General features: G+C 32.8%; 25 protein-coding genes and 2 pseudogenes. 5 read left to right on the plus strand and 22 right to left on the minus strand.

Annotated features, from left to right (window positions below):
* Positions 1-18: 18 nt before the first annotated feature.
* The 3 genes from ccrA (at position 19) to IPN31_10660 (ending at position 4,476) form a co-directional block, all read left to right on the plus strand.
* Positions 19-1,176, plus strand: a complete 1,158-nt coding sequence (gene ccrA / locus IPN31_10650) for a crotonyl-CoA carboxylase/reductase (GenBank protein ID MBK8682342.1) — start codon at positions 19-21, stop codon at positions 1,174-1,176.
* A gap of 103 nt (positions 1,177-1,279) precedes the next feature.
* Positions 1,280-2,971 (plus strand): aromatic amino acid lyase, encoded by a 1,692-nt coding sequence (locus tag IPN31_10655; GenBank protein MBK8682343.1) that lies wholly within the window; start codon positions 1,280-1,282, stop codon positions 2,969-2,971.
* Positions 2,972-2,973: 2 nt separating this feature from the next.
* Positions 2,974-4,476, plus strand: a complete 1,503-nt coding sequence (locus tag IPN31_10660) for an acyl--CoA ligase (protein MBK8682344.1) — start codon at positions 2,974-2,976, stop codon at positions 4,474-4,476.
* Positions 4,477-4,527: 51 nt separating this feature from the next.
* Here IPN31_10660 and IPN31_10665 read toward each other — a convergent pair whose 3' ends face one another.
* The 5 genes from IPN31_10665 to IPN31_10685 form a co-directional block, all read right to left on the minus strand.
* Entirely contained in the window at positions 4,528-5,322 is a 795-nt protein-coding gene (locus IPN31_10665; GenBank protein MBK8682345.1) for a hypothetical protein, read from the minus strand.
* A 388-nt stretch (positions 5,323-5,710) separates the two neighbouring features.
* Positions 5,711-6,163: an IS200/IS605 family transposase gene (tnpA, locus tag IPN31_10670; GenBank protein ID MBK8682346.1), complete on the minus strand. Its 453-nt coding sequence runs from the start codon at positions 6,161-6,163 to the stop codon at positions 5,711-5,713.
* A gap of 88 nt (positions 6,164-6,251) precedes the next feature.
* Positions 6,252-6,626, minus strand: a complete 375-nt coding sequence (locus IPN31_10675) for a DUF2255 family protein (GenBank protein ID MBK8682347.1) — start codon at positions 6,624-6,626, stop codon at positions 6,252-6,254.
* A gap of 234 nt (positions 6,627-6,860) precedes the next feature.
* Positions 6,861-7,355, minus strand: a complete 495-nt coding sequence (locus IPN31_10680; protein ID MBK8682348.1) for a GNAT family N-acetyltransferase — start codon at positions 7,353-7,355, stop codon at positions 6,861-6,863.
* A 4-nt stretch (positions 7,356-7,359) separates the two neighbouring features.
* Positions 7,360-7,647, minus strand: a complete 288-nt coding sequence (locus IPN31_10685) for a DUF1778 domain-containing protein (GenBank protein ID MBK8682349.1) — start codon at positions 7,645-7,647, stop codon at positions 7,360-7,362.
* Between the two features lie 375 nt (positions 7,648-8,022).
* On the opposite strand from IPN31_10685, the gene IPN31_10690 reads away from it, so the two are divergent.
* Positions 8,023-10,290: a T9SS type A sorting domain-containing protein gene (locus IPN31_10690; protein MBK8682350.1), complete on the plus strand. Its 2,268-nt coding sequence runs from the start codon at positions 8,023-8,025 to the stop codon at positions 10,288-10,290.
* 1,008 nt (positions 10,291-11,298) lie between these two features.
* Here the strand turns inward: IPN31_10690 and IPN31_10695 are convergent.
* The 10 genes and pseudogenes from IPN31_10695 to IPN31_10740 all read right to left on the minus strand — a co-directional run bounded on the left by IPN31_10695 (position 11,299) and on the right by IPN31_10740 (position 19,240).
* Positions 11,299-12,180, minus strand: a complete 882-nt coding sequence (locus IPN31_10695) for a radical SAM protein (protein MBK8682351.1) — start codon at positions 12,178-12,180, stop codon at positions 11,299-11,301.
* 117 nt (positions 12,181-12,297) lie between these two features.
* On the minus strand, positions 12,298-13,038 hold the full coding sequence (locus IPN31_10700) for a response regulator (protein ID MBK8682352.1): 741 nt from the start codon (positions 13,036-13,038) through the stop codon (positions 12,298-12,300).
* Complete coding sequence (locus tag IPN31_10705) at positions 13,038-13,745, minus strand: histidine kinase (protein ID MBK8682353.1); 708 nt, start codon at positions 13,743-13,745, stop codon at positions 13,038-13,040. Before IPN31_10705 ends, IPN31_10700 begins: the two co-directional genes overlap by 1 nt.
* A gap of 153 nt (positions 13,746-13,898) precedes the next feature.
* A complete protein-coding gene (locus tag IPN31_10710) occupies positions 13,899-14,387 on the minus strand; it encodes a hypothetical protein (GenBank protein ID MBK8682354.1) in 489 nt (162 codons plus the stop codon).
* A 231-nt stretch (positions 14,388-14,618) separates the two neighbouring features.
* A complete protein-coding gene (locus tag IPN31_10715; GenBank protein MBK8682355.1) occupies positions 14,619-15,401 on the minus strand; it encodes an excinuclease ABC in 783 nt (260 codons plus the stop codon).
* A 529-nt stretch (positions 15,402-15,930) separates the two neighbouring features.
* A pseudogene (locus tag IPN31_10720) lies at positions 15,931-16,169 on the minus strand (DUF5615 family PIN-like protein).
* A complete protein-coding gene (locus IPN31_10725) occupies positions 16,153-16,395 on the minus strand; it encodes a DUF433 domain-containing protein (protein ID MBK8682356.1) in 243 nt (80 codons plus the stop codon). The pseudogene IPN31_10720 and the gene IPN31_10725 overlap by 17 nt, the downstream one beginning before the upstream one ends.
* A 293-nt stretch (positions 16,396-16,688) precedes the next feature.
* Positions 16,689-17,276, minus strand: a complete 588-nt coding sequence (locus IPN31_10730) for a hypothetical protein (protein MBK8682357.1) — start codon at positions 17,274-17,276, stop codon at positions 16,689-16,691.
* Positions 17,276-18,352, minus strand: coding sequence for an alpha/beta hydrolase (locus IPN31_10735; GenBank protein MBK8682358.1), 1,077 nt, complete (start codon positions 18,350-18,352; stop codon positions 17,276-17,278). The genes IPN31_10730 and IPN31_10735 overlap by 1 nt, the downstream gene beginning before the upstream one ends.
* Before the next feature lie 486 nt (positions 18,353-18,838).
* Entirely contained in the window at positions 18,839-19,240 is a 402-nt protein-coding gene (locus IPN31_10740) for a hypothetical protein (GenBank protein MBK8682359.1), read from the minus strand.
* Positions 19,241-19,278: 38 nt separating this feature from the next.
* Here IPN31_10740 and IPN31_10745 point away from each other — a divergent pair, with 38 nt between their 5' ends.
* A complete protein-coding gene (locus IPN31_10745; GenBank protein ID MBK8682360.1) occupies positions 19,279-19,620 on the plus strand; it encodes a hypothetical protein in 342 nt (113 codons plus the stop codon).
* Here IPN31_10745 and IPN31_10750 read toward each other — a convergent pair.
* From IPN31_10750 to IPN31_10780, 7 genes and pseudogenes are all read right to left on the minus strand, one after another.
* Positions 19,601-19,855, minus strand: a complete 255-nt coding sequence (locus tag IPN31_10750) for a hypothetical protein (GenBank protein MBK8682361.1) — start codon at positions 19,853-19,855, stop codon at positions 19,601-19,603. The two genes, IPN31_10745 and IPN31_10750, sit on opposite strands and share 20 nt — an antisense overlap.
* 284 nt (positions 19,856-20,139) lie before the next feature.
* A complete protein-coding gene (locus tag IPN31_10755; protein ID MBK8682362.1) occupies positions 20,140-20,598 on the minus strand; it encodes a PIN domain-containing protein in 459 nt (152 codons plus the stop codon).
* Entirely contained in the window at positions 20,595-21,536 is a 942-nt protein-coding gene (locus tag IPN31_10760) for a hypothetical protein (protein MBK8682363.1), read from the minus strand. The genes IPN31_10755 and IPN31_10760 overlap by 4 nt, the downstream gene beginning before the upstream one ends.
* Before the next feature lie 392 nt (positions 21,537-21,928).
* A pseudogene (locus IPN31_10765) lies at positions 21,929-22,647 on the minus strand (DoxX family protein).
* A gap of 518 nt (positions 22,648-23,165) precedes the next feature.
* The gene (locus tag IPN31_10770; protein ID MBK8682364.1) at positions 23,166-23,468 is read right to left on the minus strand and encodes a hypothetical protein; all 303 of its coding nucleotides are present in this window, start codon (positions 23,466-23,468) and stop codon (positions 23,166-23,168) included.
* 3 nt (positions 23,469-23,471) lie between these two features.
* Complete coding sequence (locus IPN31_10775; protein MBK8682365.1) at positions 23,472-23,705, minus strand: DUF433 domain-containing protein; 234 nt, start codon at positions 23,703-23,705, stop codon at positions 23,472-23,474.
* A gap of 934 nt (positions 23,706-24,639) precedes the next feature.
* Complete coding sequence (locus IPN31_10780; protein ID MBK8682366.1) at positions 24,640-25,326, minus strand: DUF4145 domain-containing protein; 687 nt, start codon at positions 25,324-25,326, stop codon at positions 24,640-24,642.
* Positions 25,327-25,386: the final 60 nt, after the last annotated feature.

Here is a 25,386-nt window from a genome sequence, read left to right on the forward strand (position 1 = left end):
GGAATTATTCCCGACTATATGTATGCTCAGGTGCTGCGTCAAAAAAGATATGGCGAACCCATCAATGCGTTTCAAATTGAAGAAATAAAAATACCTGAGATAAAAGATGATGAAGTATTAATTGCAGTGATGTCTGCTGGCTTAAATTACAATTCGATTTGGGCTGCAAAAGCATATCCGATTGATATGATAGACTTAATGCAAAAACGGAATGAAACTGCTGATGATTTTCAAATATTAGGATCTGATTGTTCCGGAATAATTTATAAAGTTGGCAATGCAGTAAAGGATGTTAAAGTAGGAGATGAAATTGTTGTGCAAGGTGGATGGTATGATAAAAATGAAACACATAATTTAAATGGTGGAGATCCAACTACTTCAAAATCTTTTCGTGCATGGGGATATGAAACTAACTATGGTGCATATGCGCAATTTTGTGTTGTAAAAGATTTTCAATGTTTACCCAAACCAAAACATTTAAGTTGGGATGAAGCTGCCGTATATATGGCGAGTGGTGTTACCGCTTATCGGATGTTAACACATTATACTCCACATACAGTGAAACCCGGTGATTTTGTGTTGGTATGGGGAGCCGCTGGAGGATTAGGTTCAATGGCTACACAAATAATAAAAAATGCAGGAGCAATTCCAATCGGAGTAGTTAATTCTGATGAAAAAAAATTGTATTGTGAAAAGATGGATGTATCCACTTTAAAAAGATCAGATTATAATCATTGGGGTGCATTATTATCTGCTGATCTAAAACCAGATCATCAGGAAAATTGGAGGACAAATGTAAAACCATTTGTAAAGGACCTATTAAAGCTTACAGGTAATCGTTATCCAAAAATTGTATTAGAACATTCAGGAGAAGATACGTTTGCAACTTCATTATATGTTTGCGATCGAGAAGGTATGGTAGTTACCTGTGCCGGCACTTCAGGATATTTAGGTTCTTTCGATCTCAGATATTTATGGCTGTACAACAAAAGAATTCAGGGTTCACATTATGCAAACCGTGAAGAGTGTTTTCGTTTAAATGAACTCGTAACTAATAAAAAAATAAATCCTGTTTTATCCGGTCACACATCCTTTGCCGCATTGCCATCTGCTTTGCAGGATATGCTTGAAAATAAACTACAACCGGGAAGTATGGCTATTAGAATTGGTCATTAATGGTGTGTATACTCGATTGGAGTTTTCAAAAGAAACATAAATTATTGTTCTTTATAACAAAATCTTTTTAGATTGCATATGAAACACAAAATGGCATTTCCAAATGAGAACTCAAACCCAAAAGAAAAAGGATTTATTGGCTTCTGATTGTATTGAAATTAATGGTGATAAAATATCCATTGATGAAATAGTTTTAATTGCAAATAATAAATGTGAATTAAAACTCACCGGTGATAAAAAAATAATTGATAAAATAAATGAGAGCCATCATTTTATTCAAAAGTTATCTATTGAGAATAAAGCCATTTATGGTGTAAATACCGGCTTTGGCGGAATGGCAAAACATATTTTAAGTCATGAGGAAACACAAACACTTCAGGATAATCTTATTTATTTTTTAAAGACAGGAACGGGCGAATATTTACCTGATAAATATGTGCGTGGTGCTATGATTATCTTATGCAATGCATTAATAAAAGGTGCATCCGGAATTCGTTTTGCAATTATTGAACGCTATGTTTTCTTCTTAAATAATAACATCGTTCCACGAGTGCATGAGTTAGGTTCTATTGGTGCAAGTGGTGACCTTGTTCCGCTTTCATATATAGCAGGAGCCATTACTGAAAAAGGGGAATGTTTTAAAGTATTACATAATAACATTGAAAAATCTGGTGAATCCATTTGCAATGAATATAATTTAGAACCTATTCAACTTCAACCAAAGGAAGGATTGGCATTGGTAAATAGTACGGCTATGCTCACTGCAATTGCCGCATGTAATTTAAAAGAATTAAAAACACTATTTGCTTTGACATTGCAAGTGCATGCAATGATGTTGCAGTCATTAATTGCATCCACTCAACCCTTTGAAGATTTTATTCATCAGCAAAAACCTCATGAGGGTCAAATATTTATAGCGAAAACAGTAAGACATTTATTAAAAGGATCTTCACTTGTTCGGAAAAATGATGAATTAATAGCAGGAGAATCCAGATTATATCAGGACAGATATTCTATCAGATGTATTCCGCAATTTTTAGGACCTGTTGCTGATGGAATTAAAACTATAAATAAGCAAATTGAAATAGAAGCTAACTCAGTTACGGATAATCCATTAATTGATATGGATAATTTTCAATTGATTCATGGTGGTAATTTTTTAGGAGAATATATTGCTATTGCCATGGATCAGATACGTCAATATGTAGGATTAATTTCTAAACATTTAGATGCACAAATTGCGATGTTGGTGATGCCTGAATTTAATTCGGGACTTCCTTCTTCTTTAACAGGAAATAGCACAAACCAAATTAATATGGGTTTAAAAGGATTGCAGATAACTGCAAATTCTATTATGCCCATGTTATTGTTTTATGGAAATAGTATTGCCGATAAATTTCCAACACATGCAGAACAATTTAATCAGAATATAAATAGTCAGGGATTTAATTCTGCATTACTTACTGCTAAATCAATTGACTTGTTTAGAAAATATATTTCTATCTCATTAATATTTGCAGTGCAGGCTGTTGATCTTCGTGTGAGAAAAATGGATCAGGATTTTATTGTGGAAGAACATTTATCTCCAGAAACTTATAAGGTTTATAAAGCAATAATGCAGATTTGCGGCAAACCTGAAAATGGGAAATATCCTTTTGTATTTAATGATAATGATCATCCTTTGGATGATTATATTAAAAGAATTGAAAAGGATATTAATGATAACGGATTGCTTGAAGAAGCATGTGCTGACATATTAATAAATGTAGAACATTTTATAAGAAAATCTGAGTAGTTATGAATGTAAGTAATTATTTAAGAGAAAAAGCGAAATCGTTTCCTGATAATGTTTTTATTAATGACCTTGAAAAAGATTTTACTTTTTCCGAAATAGAGAATCTTGCAAATTGTTTTGCAAATTTTCTTCGTCGAAAAAATATAAATAAAGGAGATCGTGTTGTTCTTCAACTTTATAATTCCATTGATTTTGTAATTATTTATAATGCAATAATCCGGTTGGGTGCAATTGTAGTCCCTATCGGTGTTACATTAACTTCCAGAGAAATAAACGCTATTTTAAATGACTGCGATCCACAATTATTTATTCGTCATAAAGCATTACATGCCCAACAGGAAATAGAATTTAATAATGAAACGATTGTGCTGGATGAAATGGAAATGTGTACTTCAAGATCATTCATTATCAGCAAGCAATTTTCTCAAACATTCGATATAGTTGATTTGTATGCCGATGACCCGTTAGGTATTTTATATACATCGGGAACCACCGGACAAGCGAAAGGAATTTTATTGTCGCACGGTAATATTGAAACTAATATGAAAGCTGCTCAGGAATGTTATCAGTCCAATATCCACGACAGTACAATTTTATTTCTACCCTTCTCACATTGTTTTGGATTAAATGCAATCCTAAATTGCATGACTTATAGTGGCACTTCTATAGTTATTATGCGCAGATTTAATTTGAATCAATTATATCAAATACTACATGATAAAAATATCACTCTGTTTTTTGCTGTTCCTTTTGTGTATAATTTGTTGCTAAAGAATTTATCCGATGATACCTTATTTGATAGGACTGCTTATTTCTTTTCTGCTGCTTCTAAGCTTGCTTTGGAAACAGAAAAAAGTTGGTTAACAAGATTTGCACGACCAATATTTCAAGGTTATGGTTTAACAGAAACTTCTCCCTTTGCCACTTATGTGCCCAGGCATAATTATATGCAAGGCTCTGTAGGTATTCCAGTAAATAACGTTGAAATTAAAATAGTAGATGATAAAAGAATTACTGTTCAGGAAAACACTATAGGTGAAATTGCTATTAAAGGACCCAATATAATGTTAGGATATTTTAATCAACCCACACTTACAAATAGTGTAAAAGAAGATGGTTGGTTTTATTCCGGTGATGTGGGTTTTTTAAATAATGAAAATCATTTGTTTATTGTAGATAGAATTAAAGACATGATTATTGTGAAAGGAGAAAATGTATATCCGAGTGAAGTGGAAAATGTAATATTAGAATTGCCAATTATTGAAGAAGTTGCAGTGTATGGAATTATGGATGATCATCATGAAGAAGTAGTAAAAGCAAGAATAGTGTTAAAAGCAGATGTGAATAATCAGGAAGAATTTATATTACAACATTGTAAAAAGAATCTCGCCAATTTTAAAGTCCCTCAGCATATTAGTTTTGTAGAATCACTTCAGAAAAGTCCCTCCGGCAAAATATTGAAAAAGTTAATGCGGGAAGAAGATTTACTGCAATCGCAATCATAAAAAATAAATATAAGGTAAGATTTTTTTGGTGATGAATATTGTTTTCTAATATCAAATCACTCCCCTCTTGTGAAGTTGTATTCTCAATGCACTGCTAAATTTTTTTGCACCAAGAATATTCAGATGAATAGTATCTTTCCAGAGCTCGTCTGTATAGCCGGCAGCATCAATATAGATAAAGACTACGTTTTCTAATTCCTTTTCCAAATAATTAAAATAGGTCAGCATCTCTTCAAAATTATCTACAGTTTTTTTTGCGCTGCTATGATAAGGACTAACTACAAATACGAATTTTCTTTCGGGATGACTCTCTATCATCTTTATTAATCTATTATGCGCCTCGAGGTCAATTTCAAAATGTAATTTTTTTGATTCTCGTACTGTAATTCTTTTTTGCAAAGATTTAGTGGACGACACTTTTGTATCAAAGACACCACCTTTTAAATACAAAGTATTTTCAGACTTATTATTGGATTCTATTACTGGTCTTAAATAATCCGTATAAAATCCAAAATAACGCAATCCCGGAATTTGTTGATAATTATTGTAACGGTCATTTGCTTTTAAAAAATCTTTTATTGTATCATACTTATTTATAAATGGAATATAAGTGGCGATATTAATATTTTCCTGAGCATCGTGCTGAAAAAAATCGTGATGCACATCAATAATTATTGGAGTTATTTTATGCTTTTGTAATTCCGGTTGTAATAATAATTCTATCACTTTAAAACTTGCACTTGGCATTCCATAATTATAAAAATTGGAACCAAGAGAATCGCAGTAATACGCTTTTTCTGCACGAGAACTTCCATAGATTGGTATCTCCTGCAGGATGTGTTTCATAGAATAATCGTTGGATTTTATTGGATGTACTATTTGGAAAACTAACAGTATAATATTTAGTAAAAATAAAATCCGCACATAGAGAAATGGATATCAAAAAAAGAAAAATGAAAAAGATAAATTTAATGATGCCATGTTTAGTCATGGAATAAATTTAAGGGAATTATTACAGGTTTTATTGCAAAGAGCTATACCTAATAATGCAAAGGGCTATACCCATTATTGCAATGGGCTCCACCCTTTGCAAATGTATTTCGCCACTTCGTGGCTTGGAGTAGGTTGGTGGCCCTCAGCCCTGAAAGGGCGTAATATAATACCCGAGTGGTGCAGCCCTCGGCCCTAATCGAGATTCAGCCTTCGGCCGTAAGTATAAATCTCAACACTATAATTAATCCCAAACATACCTCTCATCATATTCTACATTATACTTTTTTAGAAAGGCACGATATTCATCTTGAAAATCTTTTTTCCGGTGATGTTCATGCTGATTTGCTATGTATGCTATTACTCTATCTACCTCAGAAGGGTTTACGGAAAAAGCACCATAGCCATCTTGCCAATAAAAGTTTTCATAAGCTTCACCTTTTATTTTTATCCATTTTGATGAATGTGATTTTCCTATTTCCAGCAGTTTCATCAATGCTATTTTTTTTGAAAGCATACAAAGAATATGTACATGGTTAGTATATCCTCCTACTTTTAGAGGTTGACATTCTAATTCGTTACAAATTCCTCCTAAGTAAGCATGCAGTTCTTCTTCCACTGGAGAGTATATTAGCTCCTCTCTATATTTTGTGCTGAATACAATGTGGAGATAATTTTTTACAAGTGATTGTCCAATATCTGTTTTATTTTTTTTGAATGATTTTATATTTTATATTTCTACAATTGCGCTCTTTTAAAAACTATTTTCAAAACAAGTTTTTTTTTTAAAGCACAATAAATTCTATTGTCTTGTCAATATGATTTTGTTGAATTATTCCACTTACATATTCTATATTTTTTCCAAAATTATATTTATCAATATAAGCTTGATTTATACTTGTTGTCAATGCATTCATATCATTTGGAATCGCTGCTTGAATGTTATAAATAGTTTCTCCGCATTTTATTTGTCCAAAGGGATCTAACAAAAATGTATTGTACCAACTTCTTTCTGCAAAACCCCACGACCTTGCAAAAATTCTGTTATCTACCACAACCATCCATATTTCTAAAAAAGTAGTTCGCTCCTTCCCTGCTTTAATTTCAGTATAGTTATTTGTCTTTATAAAATTTAAAGCTTGTTGCGTGTTTGATTCCATCTTAAATGGTTTTAAATGTTTGTGTAGTTTATAATAACCGTAGATTTCCTTTTGTGAAATTAATATTAAGATAAAATAATATTAGGATTCTATCCGAAGATTCCCAAAACCAAACACAGATTTATGCATTTTGAGGAACATGCATGCACCTTGGAAGAACATGGTGGAAATGATAAGTAATGGTTTATTTCTCCCAGAGTTCCCTTCGGGTAACAGTCCTGCGAATTAATATTTTTATTCTGATTTAAATAATTCAAAAAGTGTTTTCATTGCAATGAACATCTTCCCACTATCAGGGAGCTTAATAAAATTATATTTTTTATAAAACCCTTCTGCATCTTCGTCAATTGGATCAACCACTACAGCAAACGAACCAATTTTATATGAATTTTCAAAGCTTCGTTTTAATGCATCTATAAGTAAAATTTTACCCATTCCTTGTCCCTGATATTTACTATCTGTTGCTAATCTGCCTAGCAAAGTAGTAGGTATTGAAATATAAGAAATAGGGATTTTTTTTTGAATTTGTTCAGGAAAGTAACTTAGTGGAATACTGTAATTTGAAAGTGTATAAAATCCTTGAATATTTTTATTTTCTGATAATACAAAACAAGCCGACAATTTTCTTTTTACATCTTGTCCGGCTTGATACTTTAAATAGTTATTTAGCAGCTCCTTGCCGCAATCAAAATTGTTTCGATTGTGGCTCTTATCCAATAGTTCAATCATTATTTTATTTAGACTTAGAAACAAATACATTATAATCATCTAATGCTTTTCTTAAAACTTTTGATGGTTTATTTGGATTTGTAATTGCATCAAAAAAAATTTTACTATCTTTTTTACTGGCAATTATAATTTCCTTTTCTTTAATTATTTCATTTGCCTTTTCTTGAACTGATTGGATAATAAATTCAGTTAGACTTCTAAAACCACCTAAATATGCAGCTTTTTCAAATAATTCTTTTTGTTCTCTGGAAAGTCTTGCATCAAAACGTGTCTTATCTTTTGTTGTACTCATAATTTTAAAATTTAAACAAATGTACGGAATATAAGCGTACAAGTTTCAAGAGTGAACCTTAATCTCTTGGATGTTCATTTCTCAATTTTCCAAAATAATTTCCCATTAAAAACTCCAGTCGTTTACATCATTGTGTTTGAATAAAGTACTCTGCGTATTATTTAAATTGTTTGCCTACTGAATTCTGTTTTTGCAGCATGTTATTTTTTAGCACAATGTTGATGCTTGCAAATAATTATTTGAAAAATCATATTAAAATATTTTGCAAGACTTTTCTAATTTGAATAGAAAGAAAAGTTTGTAACCTTTCTTATACCCATAGTCTCCAATAAGTATATGTTCGAAACAATTTTTTTACACTTATAAATTTTTAATATGATGAATTATACATTTTTCAAGTATCAAATACTTGCAATTGCGCTTTTCTTTTTGTCTGTTCCAATAGCATACAGTCAGGCGCTAACGATGCCTTTTTATGAAGGCTTTGAATTAGGTACAACTATACCTACAGATTGGACACAAGAAGTTGTATCCGGCCCAGATTGGATATTTGTGAATAGCGGTGATGCGGATGCAGGTACCAACAATGCGGTATTCCGTTCTTATGTTGCGGGCGCAAGTGGTTTAGTAACCCGATTGGTAACCCCAGAGCTGGATTTGTCCGGCACAGATACAGTAGTTCTGAAGTTTTCTTATTACAATGATGGTTGGTTTGATTTCTTTTCTCATCAGGATGTATTAACCATTAAATACAAAGCTGCTGTGGGTGATGATTGGACCACAATTCAATATTTTAATTCTGATGTATCGGACTGGACTCAGGTAAACATTGTGCTTCCAAATCTTTCTGACACTTATTATATTGCTTTTGAGGGTTCAAGCAATGGGGGTTTTGGAATTGGTGTTGATGAGATCACAATTAATCAAGGAATTAAGATTACCACTTCCACCGATGGCGGAGGAGCTATTGATCCTTCCGGAGAAGTATATGTTCCTATTGGATCTTCACCAAGATTTAATCTGAGAGCATATTATCATTCTCGCATTTCTGAATTACTGGTGGATGGTGAACTTGTTGCGGAAGCAGTGGATAAAACTTTATATAACTATACTTTTCCATCAGTAGATGCAATGCACACTATTGCAGCTTCCTTTATTTTCAGCGAATCCTATAATGTTACCACTGAGGCACTGCCATCGGATGCAGGTTCTGTTGTGGTTTCAGGTAATTTGTTTTATGGTGAAACTGTTACCGTTGATGCCTGGCTTTCAGGAGAACTTTATTATTTCTCTCACTGGACTTCCAATGGTGATTCTATAAGTGCAGATAATCCTTTCAGTTTTGTTTTAACGTCTGATACTGCGCTTGAGGCAAATTACAAATTAGTAAATCCGGCTTTAACATTACCTGTTTATGAAGGTTTTGAAGAGGCAAGTACTATTCCTGATGGATGGTCACAAGAATTAATTACCGGACCACTCTGGACTGTTGGCAACGGCAATTCTCCTTATCCACTTGAAGCGTATTCAGGAGATAATAATTTGATTTTCCGATCTGATAATCCTGATGCAAGCGGAATTTTTACAAGGTTGGTTACTCCCACTATAGATATGACCGGCGTAACTACACCCGTTTTGAAATTTTATTATGTGAATGCAGAATATTTCAATACTGTTGCTCATCAGGATCAGCTGACAGTGAAATATAAAACTGCTTATTATGATTCGTGGACTACACTTGCCACTTTCAATACTGACGTAACAGACTGGACAGAAGTTTCCATTGTTCTGCCAAGTCCTTCCAGTGGTTATATTATCGCTTTCGAAGGTAAAAGCAACGGAGGTTATGGTATTAGTATAGATGATGTTACAATTAATGAGGATGATTTGGATGGCTATTTTATTACAGCCTCCACTGTAGGCAACGGAAGCATAACTCCATCAGGAGAAGTATTTGTTTCTAATGGAGCAACACAGGAATTTAATGTGGAAGCGAATTATGGTTATCATATCTCTTCACTTAAAGTGGATGGAGCAACCATTGCAGATGCTACGGATGCATCTGAATATACCTATACGTTTGAGTCAGTAATGGCAACGCATACTATTGCGGCAACTTTTGCAGCTAATGCACTAAGCGTTACAGTTTTAGTAACTCCATCATCTGCCGGTTCTGTTAGCATTCAAGGAGAACTCTATTATGGTAACACCATTACACTTTGGCCAATGACAGCAAAGAAAAAAGCGGTATTCTCTTTTTGGTCTTCCAATGGAGTTAAAATTGGTACAGCAAATCCTTTCATTTTCACATTAGTTTCTGATACCATAATTACAGCTCATTTCAAAAAGAAAGGAACAATGAGAACAGAATTTGTAACCAGAGAAGTGAATGAAAACGGAATAGAAAACAGCTTGATTGAATCAGTGAAGTTGTATCCAAATCCTGCAAATGATAATCTGCATATTGATTTGATTTCTGATGCACAAGTAAGTGTGTTCGACATGCAGGGAAAGTTACTATACGCAGCTTCTATGACCTCAGGATCTAACTCAATAAATGTCTCCGGATTTAATTCAGGAACCTATATTGTTAAACTTCAATTTGAAGATGAGTTGATTACTAAAAAGTTTGTTCGTAATTAATAAGCGGATAAATAGGTTAAAGATTTAAGATAGTTTGTTTAAGAATGAACTCCCGTTAGCATTTGCTGACGGGAGTTTTTTTTTGGGGAAATATTATAGAGAAATTGAGATGGGTTGTTATAGCAAGCATCTAAAAATTTCCATGGCTTTTTAAAAGAAATAAATCTTGATTTTAATAACTTATTTAAAGTGGTTTATGATGATGCATTTTTTTAGAAATATCTTTTTCATTTCTGCTCCGAAAATTATCCGGTAATTGTCTGAATTAGGATTAGTAGGATTTTAAATTAGTATCGTGTAGTTGGTATCAGGTATTGAGGAAAAATATAAATTAAATCAAAGTGTTCATGTAATCATTGCAATCATAGTTCTGATAATTGAATGATATTTTTAACTACATACTTCGCAGGGATTCATTGATTGCGCACAAGGCTGCGGTGAGAACCCTGTGGAAACATAATAGTTCTAATCAGAAGTCAATACAAAGAATAAGCAGTAGTGGTAATGCCACCACTGCTTTTAATCCTTTTTACTTTTTTGGTTTTGGCGGGTTGTTGCCCGCAGGGCCACTTGGACGACTAGGCTTTGTGCTTGGTCTTGGTTTTTGAACCATTGGTTTTTTTGTCATAATTTACATATGATTATTTGTGATGCCTAATAGTATGCGTTTCGGCTTCCGCACCCTTAGTTTTGGATGGACTTCGGGCTTAACCATTAGCTATGAAGCAATTGAAATTCAGCTTCTCTGTCTTTCTTGAATAAGTATTTTGGGTGGTTACCCCAAATCCTGTTTTGATTAGTTTCTCTTTTAGCACAAGAACCAAACAATGTTTTGTTCCGCCTTTTTTACTTTTTGAAGTGTGAAAAGCTGGTGAAATCACAATAGTTTTTTTTCCTGGTTGGCTTGGATCATCATACGGCAATTACTTGTAGAGAAGAGTTTTATCATTGCTTCTGTTCCAACCCTGCAATATGAAATGGTGAGTTAGAGAAAACTCTAAAACTTGCTCAGGCATTTGCATTAGAATTTGGGTTACTCCAATTGTAGATTCCACCTCTAGAAACAAACTTTGAAAAGTCGTAACTCATTTGCTGAATAGCAATTCTTGCCCCGATGTCCAAGATCGATTTACTGTAAATGTGCCCTCCAGTTGTGTTCTCGTAAAATCTACCGGCAGGGTCAACCATTGCATAAGAACCTATAATTTGGTTATTGCTCTCTGGTATAATGCTCGTAATGTTCTGAAGTCCGTTGTGGTGGTCAATAAAAAATTGAAACTGCTGGTCAGTAATTTTGAAGTCATTAATTTGTAAATCATTCTGACCTTTAATAGGTAACACTTGCAATAGTTTCCATCGTTTGGGTTTTGCAAAGCGAATGAAGTCACTCATGTCCTCATGAAAATTTTTACTGTTAACCACTGTGTTTATTTTTAAACCATAACCAAAGTGTTTCACTTTGTCTGTAAGTGATTTGTAATAGTCAAGTGTCAAAGGTGTGCTACCCGAAATCGCTCTTCCTGTTTGGAAATTTGTTTCTGTGTTCAAACTGTCAATACTTATTGCAATCCAGTCAAGATTTTTTCTGTTCGCTTCTAAAAATGTGTCAGTGAGTTTGCTGCCGTTTGTAACAATCATTGTTGTAAGTCCTGCTTGCTTTGCGATTGCAATTAAATCGGGAAGCCAAGGGCAAAGAGTTGGCTCACCTCCTGCAAAGGTGATTTTCTCAAAGCCAATTTCGGCAAGTTGCAAAACAACTTCAATAGCTTGTTCTTTTGGAAGATGTCCTTTAGGTAAAATTGTATGCTTAACATCTTGAAAAGTTGCGAAGCAAAATTTGCAACGCATGTTGCATGGCTCCCATAAATGAAAATTTACTGATGGTATCATATTGTGTGTTTTTATTTTAACGACACAAATGTTCAGCAACTTTTTAGATTATACTCTTTAAGAGAAATGGAAACTTTTACGGAGTAATGAAATGGTTTTTGGGAGTAATGAAATCGGTTATTTCATTTTGAAATTCTCAGAAGCCTTTAAGTATTTTAATTCCTTTTTTCCTGTTGAAGTAAAAATTTCAACTTCAATTTCGTGCGTTATTTTCTTGTATGACTTGATATGCTTTTCATTCACCACAAAGGAACGATGAACGGTAAGGAATTTGTTTTTCTTAAAGCCTTTCTCTGACATTTTAGAAAACGAAAAGTCAATAAGAACTTCTGGCTTTTTGTCTGTGAAATAAATTCTTTTGTTGTTAGAAGCTCCGCTTTTACCTGTATCTGATTCTAAGTAAACAATTGTATCAATTGGAATTTTGCAATGTTTGTCTTCTTCAAAATCAAGCACAATAAATTTTGATTCTATTGCTTCCAAAACCTCATTCAGAAATTTTGATGCCTTTTTTAAAAATTCTTTTTCTGTAAATGGCTTTGTAATGTGGTCAACAATTAAATCAAACTCGGTTTCTAATTTTTCAATATCTTTCAAGTAAGCTGCATTGTGTCCGCTAACAAACAGTACTGGAAGTTTGAGTTTGAATGCAACATCCAAACCATTCATGCTACTGCCACCACCCAAGTCGATATCAAGAAGCAATGCGTCTGATATATTTGTCTTTTCATTGTTTAAAAAGTCATTAGAGTTTGTTGCGAATGCAACAACTTCGCATAAATCTGTCGCCTCCAAATTTTGTTTGTGGTCCTTTAGAAGTGAAGGGTTGTCCTCTAAGATTGCAATTTTAAGTTTCATTAAAAACGAATTATTAAAGTTGAATAATACTCTAGTTCGTTGCAACTATTTCGAAGTTCAAATTTATCTTTCAGTAATCTTTCTAATCTTTTTTTCATATTACTCAATCCAATTCCTCCTTGCGTTTCTTTTCTGTTTGGAATTATTTTGTTGATCACATTCAATTCAAAAGTGGTTTTCGAAAGTTTGAGTGTGATTTTTAAAAACTCTGGATGGTTTCTATCTCCATGTTTGAAAGCGTTTTCAACGAAGTAAGCTGTTATCAAATGTGGAACGCAAGCTGTTGTAAAATACTTTGAGTTTGTGTTTACTTCTGACTTGTCAATTATTATACTATCAATTTGATAAACAAAATTTCCTTGAAGTGCTTTATACTTTTCAAGAAAATTCAACTCGTCTTGAATACTCACCAGGTGTTGATTGCCTTGATACAAAATGTAGTCAAGAGTTTCTGCAAGGGATTCTGAACCTTTATAAAGATTTTTTGCTGCAACATTCAGCGTTGAAACCATATTGCGTAATGTATGAGGTTGCAACTGAAATTTCAAATGCTCCACTTCAAGAATAGCCATGTCGGAAGTTAACTTTGTGTTTTCTTTTGAAAGTTTGTCCCGTTGCTTTTGCTCGACTTTATATTTTTTGTAAAGCCAAATGCTAACTGCTATTAAAACTAATATTACGAAAATTAGTCCTCCGTTATTTTCCATCGTCAAGTTTACAAAAATTCGTTCATGCTAGCACTGTCGCCAAAAGATTTTCACTAACAATCAAATATACACAACTCCCCTTTTTTACATAAAAACATATCCGAAGGTAAAATGCATTTGAAATCAAGTAATTAAAAAACTGAAAAGCAAACCCTATTTTTCTTTCTTGAATGATTTAAAAATAACTTTTGCATATTCTTCATATTCTGCTAATAAATCAGCATTTATATGAAAGCTATTTATTTTTAAAAGACTTGAATTATACTCGGGGTTTATTTCTTTATTTTCTATTAATAGGTTATAGTGAATTGCTTGTATTTTATCCGGTGAGACTATAATGAACCATGCATTGTGATAGGGGTAATTTTCGTATCGTTCATCAAACGAAAATTTACCATTTGCTCTAAACTTTACTTCTAAGTAAAACAGTTCGCCGTTAATACTGCTTTGAACAACAAAATCAGGCATATATCGCAATGATTTACTAAATTGCTTTTTGTCGTTTTTAATAAGCTTACTTAATCCGGGATGTAATCTTTCTAAACCAAAGTTGAATACGTTATACCCGCTTTGTTGAAACAAATCCTGAATTATTTGTTCAGCTATTCTTCCTTTTAATGTGTTTAAATTAAACGTGTTCATTTTTATTTCTTTGCTTTTGTTTTCACTTATTTAAGAAGATCTACATTACATTTTTTCGTAGAGTTCAAATAAAATACTTTATTAGCCCCACTATTAATTTCTTTTAATTTTTATTGAGGTGAATGGTGAAAAACCGACCCCGGCATAAAAATACTTTAATTATAAAACTGCATTGGGAACAAAGCCGGACTCTAATTAGATTCTGAAAAACCCGCCTATTGAGAAGGTCTTTTAGTTGCTGGATTTTTTTTCAAAATAACGAATTGGGTTAGCCATTCCTCTAATTTTCGGAACTTCTTTATTCATATATAAATCAAGAATTTCTTTTGAAGTGATTTTTGAACCTTCAAATCCCCATCTCTTTACTCCCCTATTCTCTATATCTTGAACCCATCTTTCTGGTTTAACTATAGCTCTGATTACACCTTTATATTCTGCTAAAACATAATCAGAATTTTCCGCTCTATTTTTGTCTAATACCCACCAGCCTCTAGTGGCTTCGTAAATATTCGGTCTAACATAAATAGGGATATTATTTTTCTTTTTTCGTTTGTTGTCAAACGTTTTATTTATGTTGATTACCAAAACATTGTGTTGGATATCTTCTTCTTTTAATTCTTCGCAATTATATAGTATTTCACATTCATCTACGGTTTTAATACCTTGATTGAAAGAATGATGTCCCGAAACAATATTTGAAATTTTGGCAACTTCTTTAAAATCCTTAAACGTTAGAAAGTCAATTAATACTGATTCTAATAATATTGCCTCATTTTCCTCTAAACCGTGGCGAACAATGAAGTGACTTACATTTAGGTTAGTCATTTTAATAGCCCTAATAATTTCTAATTTATCAGTTTCTTTCGGATTTAAAATTGCTTCATTAATATGCGAAAAGACTCTGTTTGAAATTCCTTTTCCAATATAGAATATTTTATTGTCTTTTGGATAAACAAGAACATAGACATAATATTTTAACTCTTCTTGTGTCTTTTGAGAAAATTGCTCTATCATAATTCGTGGTTTTTCTGGAGTTTTTAGAACAACATCAGTCCGTTTAAAAACCTTCGTTACTTTTTAAAGATAATTATTCTCTCTTTTAATAATTTATTGAATGAGGTTTATGATGATGCTTTTTTATAGAAATATCTTAGTCATTTCTGCTCCGAATAGTATCCGTTAATTGTCTGAATTAGGATTAGTAGGATTTTAAATTAGTATCGTGTAGTTGGTATCAGGTATTGAGGAAAAATATAAATTAAATCAAAGTGTTCATGTAATCATTGCAATCATAGTTCTGATAATTGAATGATATTTTGCAATTACAATTATCGGAAGGTGTGTTTTTTTATTGAAGACGAGTGCTTTGTAGGAACAGAAAATCGGTACTTCTAAAAAGCCTCGTTACTTTTTAATTGTAATAAATCTTTCTTTTTACAACCCGATTTTATTCCATAGTTTTTCACGAAATAATATATGCTCTTGGCATCAATTGAGTTGATAAGAGTGCTGTTACCTTCGGAATAAGAAATTTCAAATTTAACTAAGTGTTATCTTTTGAAGATAAAACAAAAACAGGAATAGAATACTTTTTAAAATTTTGTTGATATTGAAGATTTCTATCGAAGGTGAGAAATACATCAAATCCACCTTGAATCATTAGTGCCAATAATTCTCCATTCGTTTTTCCATTCCACCCCATATCTCTAACTGTATAGGTCTCATGATTTGGAAAGCCTTCTGTAAGTTTTTCGGAAGATTTTCGTCAAGCAGCAGCTTCATAAAGTTTCTCAAGATCTTTAGAAGAAATAAGTTTTCCTGCAATTTCCAAAATTGCAACTGCTTGAGATTTATCTACAGATGGGAAGTCTTCAAGAAATTCATCGAGAGAAATACCATTTTCAAGGTGAAAGAATAAAGATTCAACAGGAACCCGGGTTCCCTTGAAAACCGGCTGACCACTTAAGATATCGGGGTCAATTGTAATTAAATTTTTAATCGTATCCATTTCCAAATATATGAAGTTTAATGCAAGAAAAATAAACGTATGTAAATTGTAAATTGCAATTATTATTTAATAAAATTTGTGTTTAGTTTTTTTGCTTTTTCTCCATTCATTTTAACTGTCAAAATATATGCTTGTCTATACTGTATGACTCTTTTTAATTGTGTGCGGGAAGTCAGGCGAAAAAATATAAGTAGTGGAGATTATTCTTTGCAGAGTTCCCTTCGTGTAAATCTGCGGAAACTTAACCAGTTTTAAACCTTTGTGCATTTTTGGGTTAATTCGAGTATCGTTATTTATTTTTTCGCCAACTTATAGCTTACGCCTAGCTCCAAAATAAAATACCAAATACCTTTTGAATAATTTGGAAACGCATAAAGAAACTGAGGTTTGATATAAATATTCATTGGAATATTTTTCTGTACGCTTAAGTCTTTACCAAATGCAACAGAAAAATCCGTGATGCAATAATTATAACCTGTGTGAATTTTTTCAATTTCACCATTTGAATTCAAGTCATAAACATTTGGAATAAAAGTTCTCATATATCCTGCTCCAAACCCATAAGTAATATAATTTCCTTTTACATTCTTTCTTGAATAAACCAATTCAGGTAATATGAAAAGTCCTGTTTGATAATCCTTGTGATAAAAAAATCCAATACTTGGACTTAAATCCATATTATTTTGAATTACTTTTTCAGTTCCGCTTTTCATTAATTTGGTTTTGCTCCAATCTTTAAGTTGATAATTTAATCCAACTCTTAAACCCGGATGTGTTACAGTTTCTCCAAAATATGATGCATAAATTGATTGTGGTCGTAAATTTTGGGCATCGATGATTGATGCACTTGTTAGAAATACTAGAAAAATCAGATATTTCATTATTGTACAAATTGAGTTATGGCAGTATAAAAATTATTGGGTTGATCAGTAAATGGGGTATGACCAGCATAATCAATTATTTCCAAAGTCTTTTCAGAAGTACCTATTTTATCGAATACATACACCAACTCTTCTGGCGGGCATATATCATCATATCTACCCCCAATTACAAGAATGTTTACATTCTGGATTAGAGGTAATTTATTCATTAGAAAATCATTTTCTTCTTCATCTAGTATCATAGAAACTACGTTTTCTAAGTATTTTGATTTTAAGTATGCCAATATATTATAGTTAGATGTAAAAACTATATTCATATAATCTTGCACACTAACAGGCTTTTCAGGATAATCCACATTAATCAATTCTTCTACATATTTGTTCCACTGATTAAAAAGTTGATATGGGTCATCTCCCGGGACTTTTTTTATTTCTGGTGTAACACTAAGCCACTGAAGTACCTCATTCCATTCAGGAATTCTTGTGCCTCTTGAAATTTCTAAATTGGCTGTATTAAATAAAAATTCCCTTCTAAAATCCCAGCGCAAAGTATCAGCGTCAGAGTCTGTAGTTACCGGGGCATCAATTGAAATATAATTAACTGGAACTGCCGAATTACCCTTTTCAATAATATATCTGTACATTAAATCACCGCCAAAACTGTGGCCCATCATAATAATTTCTGCACCGTATGCTTTTTCCAAGAACAATGCAACTTTGTGCAGGTCTTCAATCCAAGTGGAAAGCACTAAGTCTCCTTGAGAAAAATTACCTTGTTTATTTCCTGTTCCTCTTTGGTCATAATAGGCAATCGCATAGTCATTTTCGAGAGAGTTTTTCCATTCAGGGTAATCCACTTTTGCGAAATCTAAAGATGCGTATCCCGGGCCACCTTGGATATATAGCAGAATTTTTTTGCTGGCAGTATTACCTCTTACTAAAACAGGAATTAAATAGTCGCCATTTTTTACATGAAACAAATCATTAGCACTTGAACTAAGTTCAAAATCTTCTTTACTACAAGAAGAAAATAGTAGAGCTAAACAAACAATAGCTAATACAGATTTCAATTTCATTTTATTGATTTTAATATTATTACAATTCAACAAGTAGTTACATTATATACTCCTTATGTTTTTTTACAAATTAAATTGGCAATGATTTTCCGATGGTACTTTAGCACAAAGAATAACTCCCAAATATACAAAACACCCATATTCACTTATTGAATTAATACCTCATTCTATACTCTTAACAATCAATAAACTGAAGGCAGAATATTCTACAAAGTGAAGTGGCTTTTTTATAAATATTCTTTGCAGAATTGGTTTTGGATTATTCAGAATAAGAGGTAATTAAATTCCTTTCCTCACCAACAAAAAAATCATAGTTCAGATAATTGAATTATATTTTTCAACTACAATCTTCGGGAGGGGTTGTGAATGATTTATTTTTTTATTGGAGATGAGTGTGCTGTTATAGCAGAAAATTAATGTATGGTATTAATTCCTCGCAGAGTTCCCTTCGGGTAACTCTCTGCGGCGACATAAAATATATATCACTTACCTCACATACCAAGCTGTTGTCTCATAATAGCCTCTGCCAATACTGCCACCTTCTTTTATATAGGTCTTTTGGGAACTATTTATGGCCTCGTTTTCTGATTCCAGGCCATTGGCCAGCCCCATAACTACATAACCATCTTGGTCAGTACCGGTAGTAATGGCCCACCAACCACTACTATTACTGCTTAATATTTTCTCACAGTCATACCCTCGATTACTCATTCTACACTCATAAGCAGCCTTCTCCTCAAGTTCAGACATTGTAAAATTCTCATCGGCCCCGTTATAGTATGCCGACCAAGCACCATTACTAACGCTACCATATACGGTACATTGACTATATGCTGCAGTGCTTAATAGAAGGTTTACCATTATGATAGGTAGAATTACTTTCATCATTTTACTGTGGTTTAAATGTGATAATCAATAGTTTACGTATGTCAAATATAAGGTGTTTTGTATTAGCAAAGGTTGATGTGAGAACCCTGCTGAAACACAAAAGTTTGAGTCCGGCTTTGGTAGCAAAATACAATCAGCTTTGTGGCATCATGGAAAACTGCTTTACACCCTATAAGTTTGAAAAGAAAGTAGCACAGGCGGATGATTATTCTTACAATGCAATGTCAACAGAATTTAGTCATCTGGCACCTAAAGGCGACGGTACATTTGCAGATATTCAGACAAGACCGGGGCTCATAGTTAGTGTAGTTATTTCTCAAGGTAAAAACGAGAAAGATCAGTTTGTAAATTCTGTGGAAATTAATTTAAACAGGCAGTAGGGTTAGAATAACTTTCCCGATGCATCGAAAAAGTTTCCCGATGTATAAATAAAGTTTCCCGATGTATAGATAATGTTTCCCGATGCATAAATAAAGTTTCCCGATGCATAAATAATGTTTCCCGATGCATAGATAATGTTTCCCGATGTATAGATAAAGTTTCCCGATGCATAAATAATCTTTCCCGATGCATAAATAATGTCTCCCGATGTATAGATAAAGTTTCCCGATGCATAGATAAAGTTTCCGGGTGGCTTTTTAAAGTTTGAAATTGGAGGGCATTTCTTTATTGATTCTGTTTCTACCTTGATTGTTATAAGAGTTCTTACCGCAAAGAAAATTTATAATTCCGGGAGAGGGTGTGGAGTGGATGGATAGATTACAACTCTATTCTTCGCAGGGTTTTATTGATTGCGGGAAAGGATGATGTGAGAATTCTAGGGGAAATATAATGACGCAGGGTTTTGCGGATTATTTATTTTTTAATGGTGGCAAGAACCTTGCGGAAACACAAACCAATTAAATAATTTTAATTACTTCTATCAATGTCCTATTTAAGTGATCAAAATCACTGTCAGCCGTCATTAATGGAATATTAAGTGAATAGGCAAGTGCAGCAATCCAAAGGTCATTTTTGCCCATTTTTCGTGCTGAGCCTTTTAACAAATTTTCGCTTTTATCCTTAATTTTCCGCTTTGAAAAAGCATCAATTTTTGTGTAAGAATCAATCAGAAATTGGTCAGAATTCGAAATGTCGATATAAGTTATTTCTTCAAGGATTTTATTGAGCTTTTCAATCTTAAGTTTGCCCCAATTATTCTGTGCAATAAAGGATGCTAATTCTGCCATTGTAACAACAGAAACTATAACATTTGCTGCTTCATCAAACCTTTCAAGTTCCCTTATGCAGTTTCTACCTGTTGCTGTATCTCTAACTATATGAATGAATACACAGGTGTCAATTACAATGGTTTTCATCTACGAATGTCTTGAAGCATTTCCTGAAATTGTTCGTCACTGATTTCATCTTTCAATAAGCCCGAAATACTTTTTAAGGCCGAAATAGAACTTGACTTTTTTGATTGTTTAGCCTGGAACAGTAATTGCTGATGAGCTGTCATGGCATTTGGCTTTTTCGAGAAGAATTTATCTCTTACTCTTGGTTCGCTGTATTCTTGAATCTCCACAAAACTCAATTGTCCGTTTGGTTTAAAATGTGCAATTCCCGAAATGGTCACTTCCTTCCCCATAAAGCTGATTATGTTTTCAATGATGGTTTTATCATTTGCAAAAACATTTACAAAACCTTGCTCTGTTTGCAAGCCAAGCCTTCCTTTGGAAACCTTCATTTCATCCAATTGTCCATTAACAATTACTTTTTTAGGCTCAGGGATGCTCTCTTCCAAAAGTCCAATTTTCTGAAAATCATCTTTTGTTAACCGAACTTCTGCAATCGTCCCACGATTTGCCATATAGAATATTTCATTATCACTGATAAAATTCTTTTTAAAGTTCATCAACGATTTCAATAGCGGTTTGTCCAAATCGGCATCTTCACTATCATTAGTCAGGGCAGTTTGAAAAGAATGAATCACCAAAGCCATTGGGGTCAATTGCAAAACTTCTTCTCGGGGCTTAAACATATCCATTTGAACCCCTTTAATGGTTTCTGAAAATTGTGTGCAGTCAATGGTTAGTGAAGTGCCGTCTTGTTCGCTTCCGGAAATACTTTGCAATCGCATAGCCAAAGCCTTTTTTAAATTTTTATCCGGAGTAATATCACTAAATCCCCTTAGCCTGAACATTAAAGCTTTGGTCGCAATTTCTTTGGTAGATTTTGTCAATAGGTTTAATCGGTCAAATTCCAATAGCCCATTGTCTTCATCTTCGCCTAATATTTTAATATCGTAATTCATAGCATTTGTCTGTTTGAAATTGAAAATCTCCCTTTGCAAAGTTATTAATTCTGTCTGCTTATTGTAGGTTTTGTCGTCTTTTAGGTTGAAGCATAACTCTCCAATATACGTAACATTTATATTCACTTATAGAATTAATACATCATTCTATACTCCTAATAATCTATACACTGAAGGCAGAATATTCTACAAAGTGAAGTTGCCTTTTAATAAATATTTCTTTGCAGAATTGGTTTTGGGATATTCTGAATAAGAGGTAATTACATTCCTTTCCAAGAACATGAAAATCATAGTGAAGACAATTGAATTATATTTTGAAACTACATACTTCGCAGGGTTTCATTGATTACGTAAAAGGCTGATGTGAGAACCCTGCGGAAACGGAAGTAGTTTTATTTATTTTTTGCATTTTCAAATTCCTTTAGGCATTCATCTAAAGGCTTTCCATTCTTATGAATACATTCGCAAAATTTAATTCCTGCTTCTTCATTCTTAGTGTTTTTAAATTGTTTTTCACAGTCGGAATAAGAATTTCTTGGCATAGCTTCATAGCCGAATTGAGATAAGGTAACAATTAGTGCAACGGTTATAATTACTCCTGTGAAAAATACGAATGGAAATTGATTACTATATTTTATTGGGTTCTCTTTTATTTCAGAGGTTGATTTTTTTTGAATGGTAAAATATATTTTAGCTTATCATAATTCCAAACAAGTATAAATAAATTAGCAAGAACCATTAACGGAGAAGTTAAAAAAGAACCTTCAAATCGCAGTGCAAATGAAAGCACCCAAATATTAATAATGATTGGGAGATATAGTAAAGCTCCTAATGTTATAGTTCTAGGGATAATTAAAAAAATTGCCGCAACCACTTGTGCAATTCCTATAAATGTGTAATAAAATCCTGTATGATATAAAGCTTCTAAATAAGCTCCCATCGGATGCTTGGTTGAAAGTCCACTGGCAAATCTTTCGCCGCTAATTTTTACCATTCCTGCAACGATAAATGCAAAGGCTAAACTCATCCGACAAAAAATTGAAAAATACCAATACCATCTATTTTTCTTTATGGTAATATAAAATTGTTCGAATTTGTTTAAAGTGTTCATTTCATTGCGGTTTTCTAATATTACTGCCGACTCCCAAATATACAAAACACCCATATTCACTTATTGAATTAATACCTCATTCTATACTCCTAATAATCTATACACTGAAGGCAGAATATTCTACAAAGTGAAGTTGCCTTTTAATAAATATTTCTTTGCAGAATTGGTTTAGTGATATTCAGAATAAGAGGTAATTACATTCCTTTCTCACAACAAAAAATCATAGTTCCGACAATTGAATTTTATTTTAAAACTGAAATCATCGGAAGGGTTGTGAATGATTTATTATTTTATTGGAGACATGTTTAATGCGGGAACAGAAAATTATCCGGTAATTGACTGAACTATGATTTGTTTGAATTTAAGTTAGTATGTTAAAAAGATAGACCTGAAATAGATTTACGCCGAGTCCTTTGCAAGTGACTCGGCTGAGACAGAATTTTTGGTATTAATTCCTCGCAGAGTTCCCTTCGGGTAACTATGCGGCGACATAAAAGTGGTTCTAATTTATGTACGCCCTATCTGTCTATGATGTATGCTTTATTTTTTTGAAATGTATTTAATTGCAATTTGAATGATGGAAGAAAAGTTATTAGTTCCTCGATTTTACTTGTATGGCAATTAAGAACAACAACAGTAACAGGAAATTTTTCAAGATTTTGTTGATGTATTAAATTTTTATCAATAGATAATAAAATATCAAATTTATTTTCTACACAATAGGACATCAACTTGCCATTTTTTATTCCACTTAATTCTAATTCTACAACTGTAAAAATTTGAAATTCTTCTAAATGCTTTTTAACCTTTTGGTTATGCATTCGTCAAGCAATATTTTCATTGAGAATATTTGATGATGTTTCAATAAGCTTCTGCGACATTTCAAGAATTCTTAGCACTTGATTTCGGCTTACACCTTCAAAGTCTTCTAGAAAAATCTCTATAGTATCGCCAGTTTCTAAATAATCAAAAAGGGTTTTTATTGGCACTCTAGTACCAAAGAACACAGGAGTTCCACCTAAAATTTCCGGATCTATATTTATTACTCGTGTTTCCATAATTCAAAATTTATCTACTCAAATTTACAATATTTTGTTGGGACTAAAAAGCTGAAAATAGGAGGCGCATAACTAAACTATGATTTAAAATAGTATCGGGTAGTGAGTATCAGGTATTGAGAAAAAATATGAATTAAATCAAAGTGTTCATTTAATCATTGCAATCATAGTTCAGACAATTGAATTATATTTTAAAACTGCAAACTTCGCAGGGTTTTATTGATTGGGTGAAAGGCTGATGTGAGAATTCTGGGGGAAATATAATGACGCAGGGTTTTGCGAATTATTTATTTTTTAATGGATACAAGAACCCTGCGGAAACGGTAATTGTCTGAACTATGATTTGTTTGATTTTAAGTTAGTATGTTAAAAAGAAAGACCTGAAATAGATTTACGCCGAGTCCTTTGCAAGTGACTCGGCTGAGACACAATGTTTCCCGATGTATAAATAATGTCTCCCGATGTATAAATAATGTCTCCCGATGTATAAATAATGTCTCCCGATACATAGATAAAGTTTCCCGATGTATAGATAATGTTTCCCAATGCATAGATAAAGACTCCCGATGCATATATAATGTTTCCCGATGCACCGAAAATGTTTCCGGGTAGTTTTTTAAAATTTGCGGGTGCACCGAAAATGTTTCCGGGTGGCTTTTTAAAGTTTGAAATTGGAGGGCATTTCTTTATTGATTCTGTTTCAACCTTGATAGCTATAAGAGTTCTTACTGTAAAGAAAATTTATAATTCCGGGAGAGGGTGTGGAGTGGATGGATAGATTACAACTCTATTCTTCGCAGGGTTTTATTGATTGCGGGAAAGGATGATGTGAGAATTCTGGGGGAAATATAATGACGCAGGGTTTTGCGGATTATTTATTTTTTAATGGTGGCAAGAACCCTGCGGAAACGGAAAACGGAATTTACATTATTAGTTATCTTTTTTTCGCATTGTCCTTAGTTTCACTCAATTCGATAATGGAGTTAAGTTGTAGTTCTCTCTCGTGTCTATGAATATACCATTCTTTCATAAGTAGTTCAATCAATTGTATTAATAATTTAGCTTCTTTAGGATCAACGTCAACTATTAAGTTTATATCCTTTTCCATGTGCGCTCCTATATTGCCAACTTTTCTTATAGCGTCAATTGAGTTCCATGTAAGAGGGTCAACCTTTTCTTTTATTCCATTAATTTCATCTATAAGTCTGTTTTTGGAAACACCCCAAAAATCTCTAATCATTCCTTGTAAGCAACGTCTTGAAAGCGTTGCTGAAGCTTTCGGGCTATCGTCTAATATTGAGCATGCTTCTTCATAATCCTGCCGAATAACAATTGGAATATAATCAGGAAAAACTTTCGCATTGGATTTTGGTAGCAATCGCCAATGTTTGAGGTTGTCTTCATTACTTGAAAAATTGCCATTTTTAATAACCAATGTATTTAAGGTTACAGACAAAGTTGTTTTTTCATATTCAACATTTGGACATACAATCCAATCAATATTAAGTCTTCTATTTCCATATTTATTGTCAATATATAAATCAGATTTATCGTTAATAAGATTAGATGAAATAATTGTTGTGTCACGGTTACAGTAAGGGCAAGTCCATTTAAAACTCATATTTAATTGTTTAGTTTAATCGTTATGTATAATTACCATTAACATGAGGCAAAATATAAA

The sequence above is a fragment of the Bacteroidota bacterium genome (assembly GCA_016715425.1).
Taxonomy (GTDB): domain Bacteria; phylum Bacteroidota; class Bacteroidia; order Chitinophagales; family BACL12; genus JADKAC01.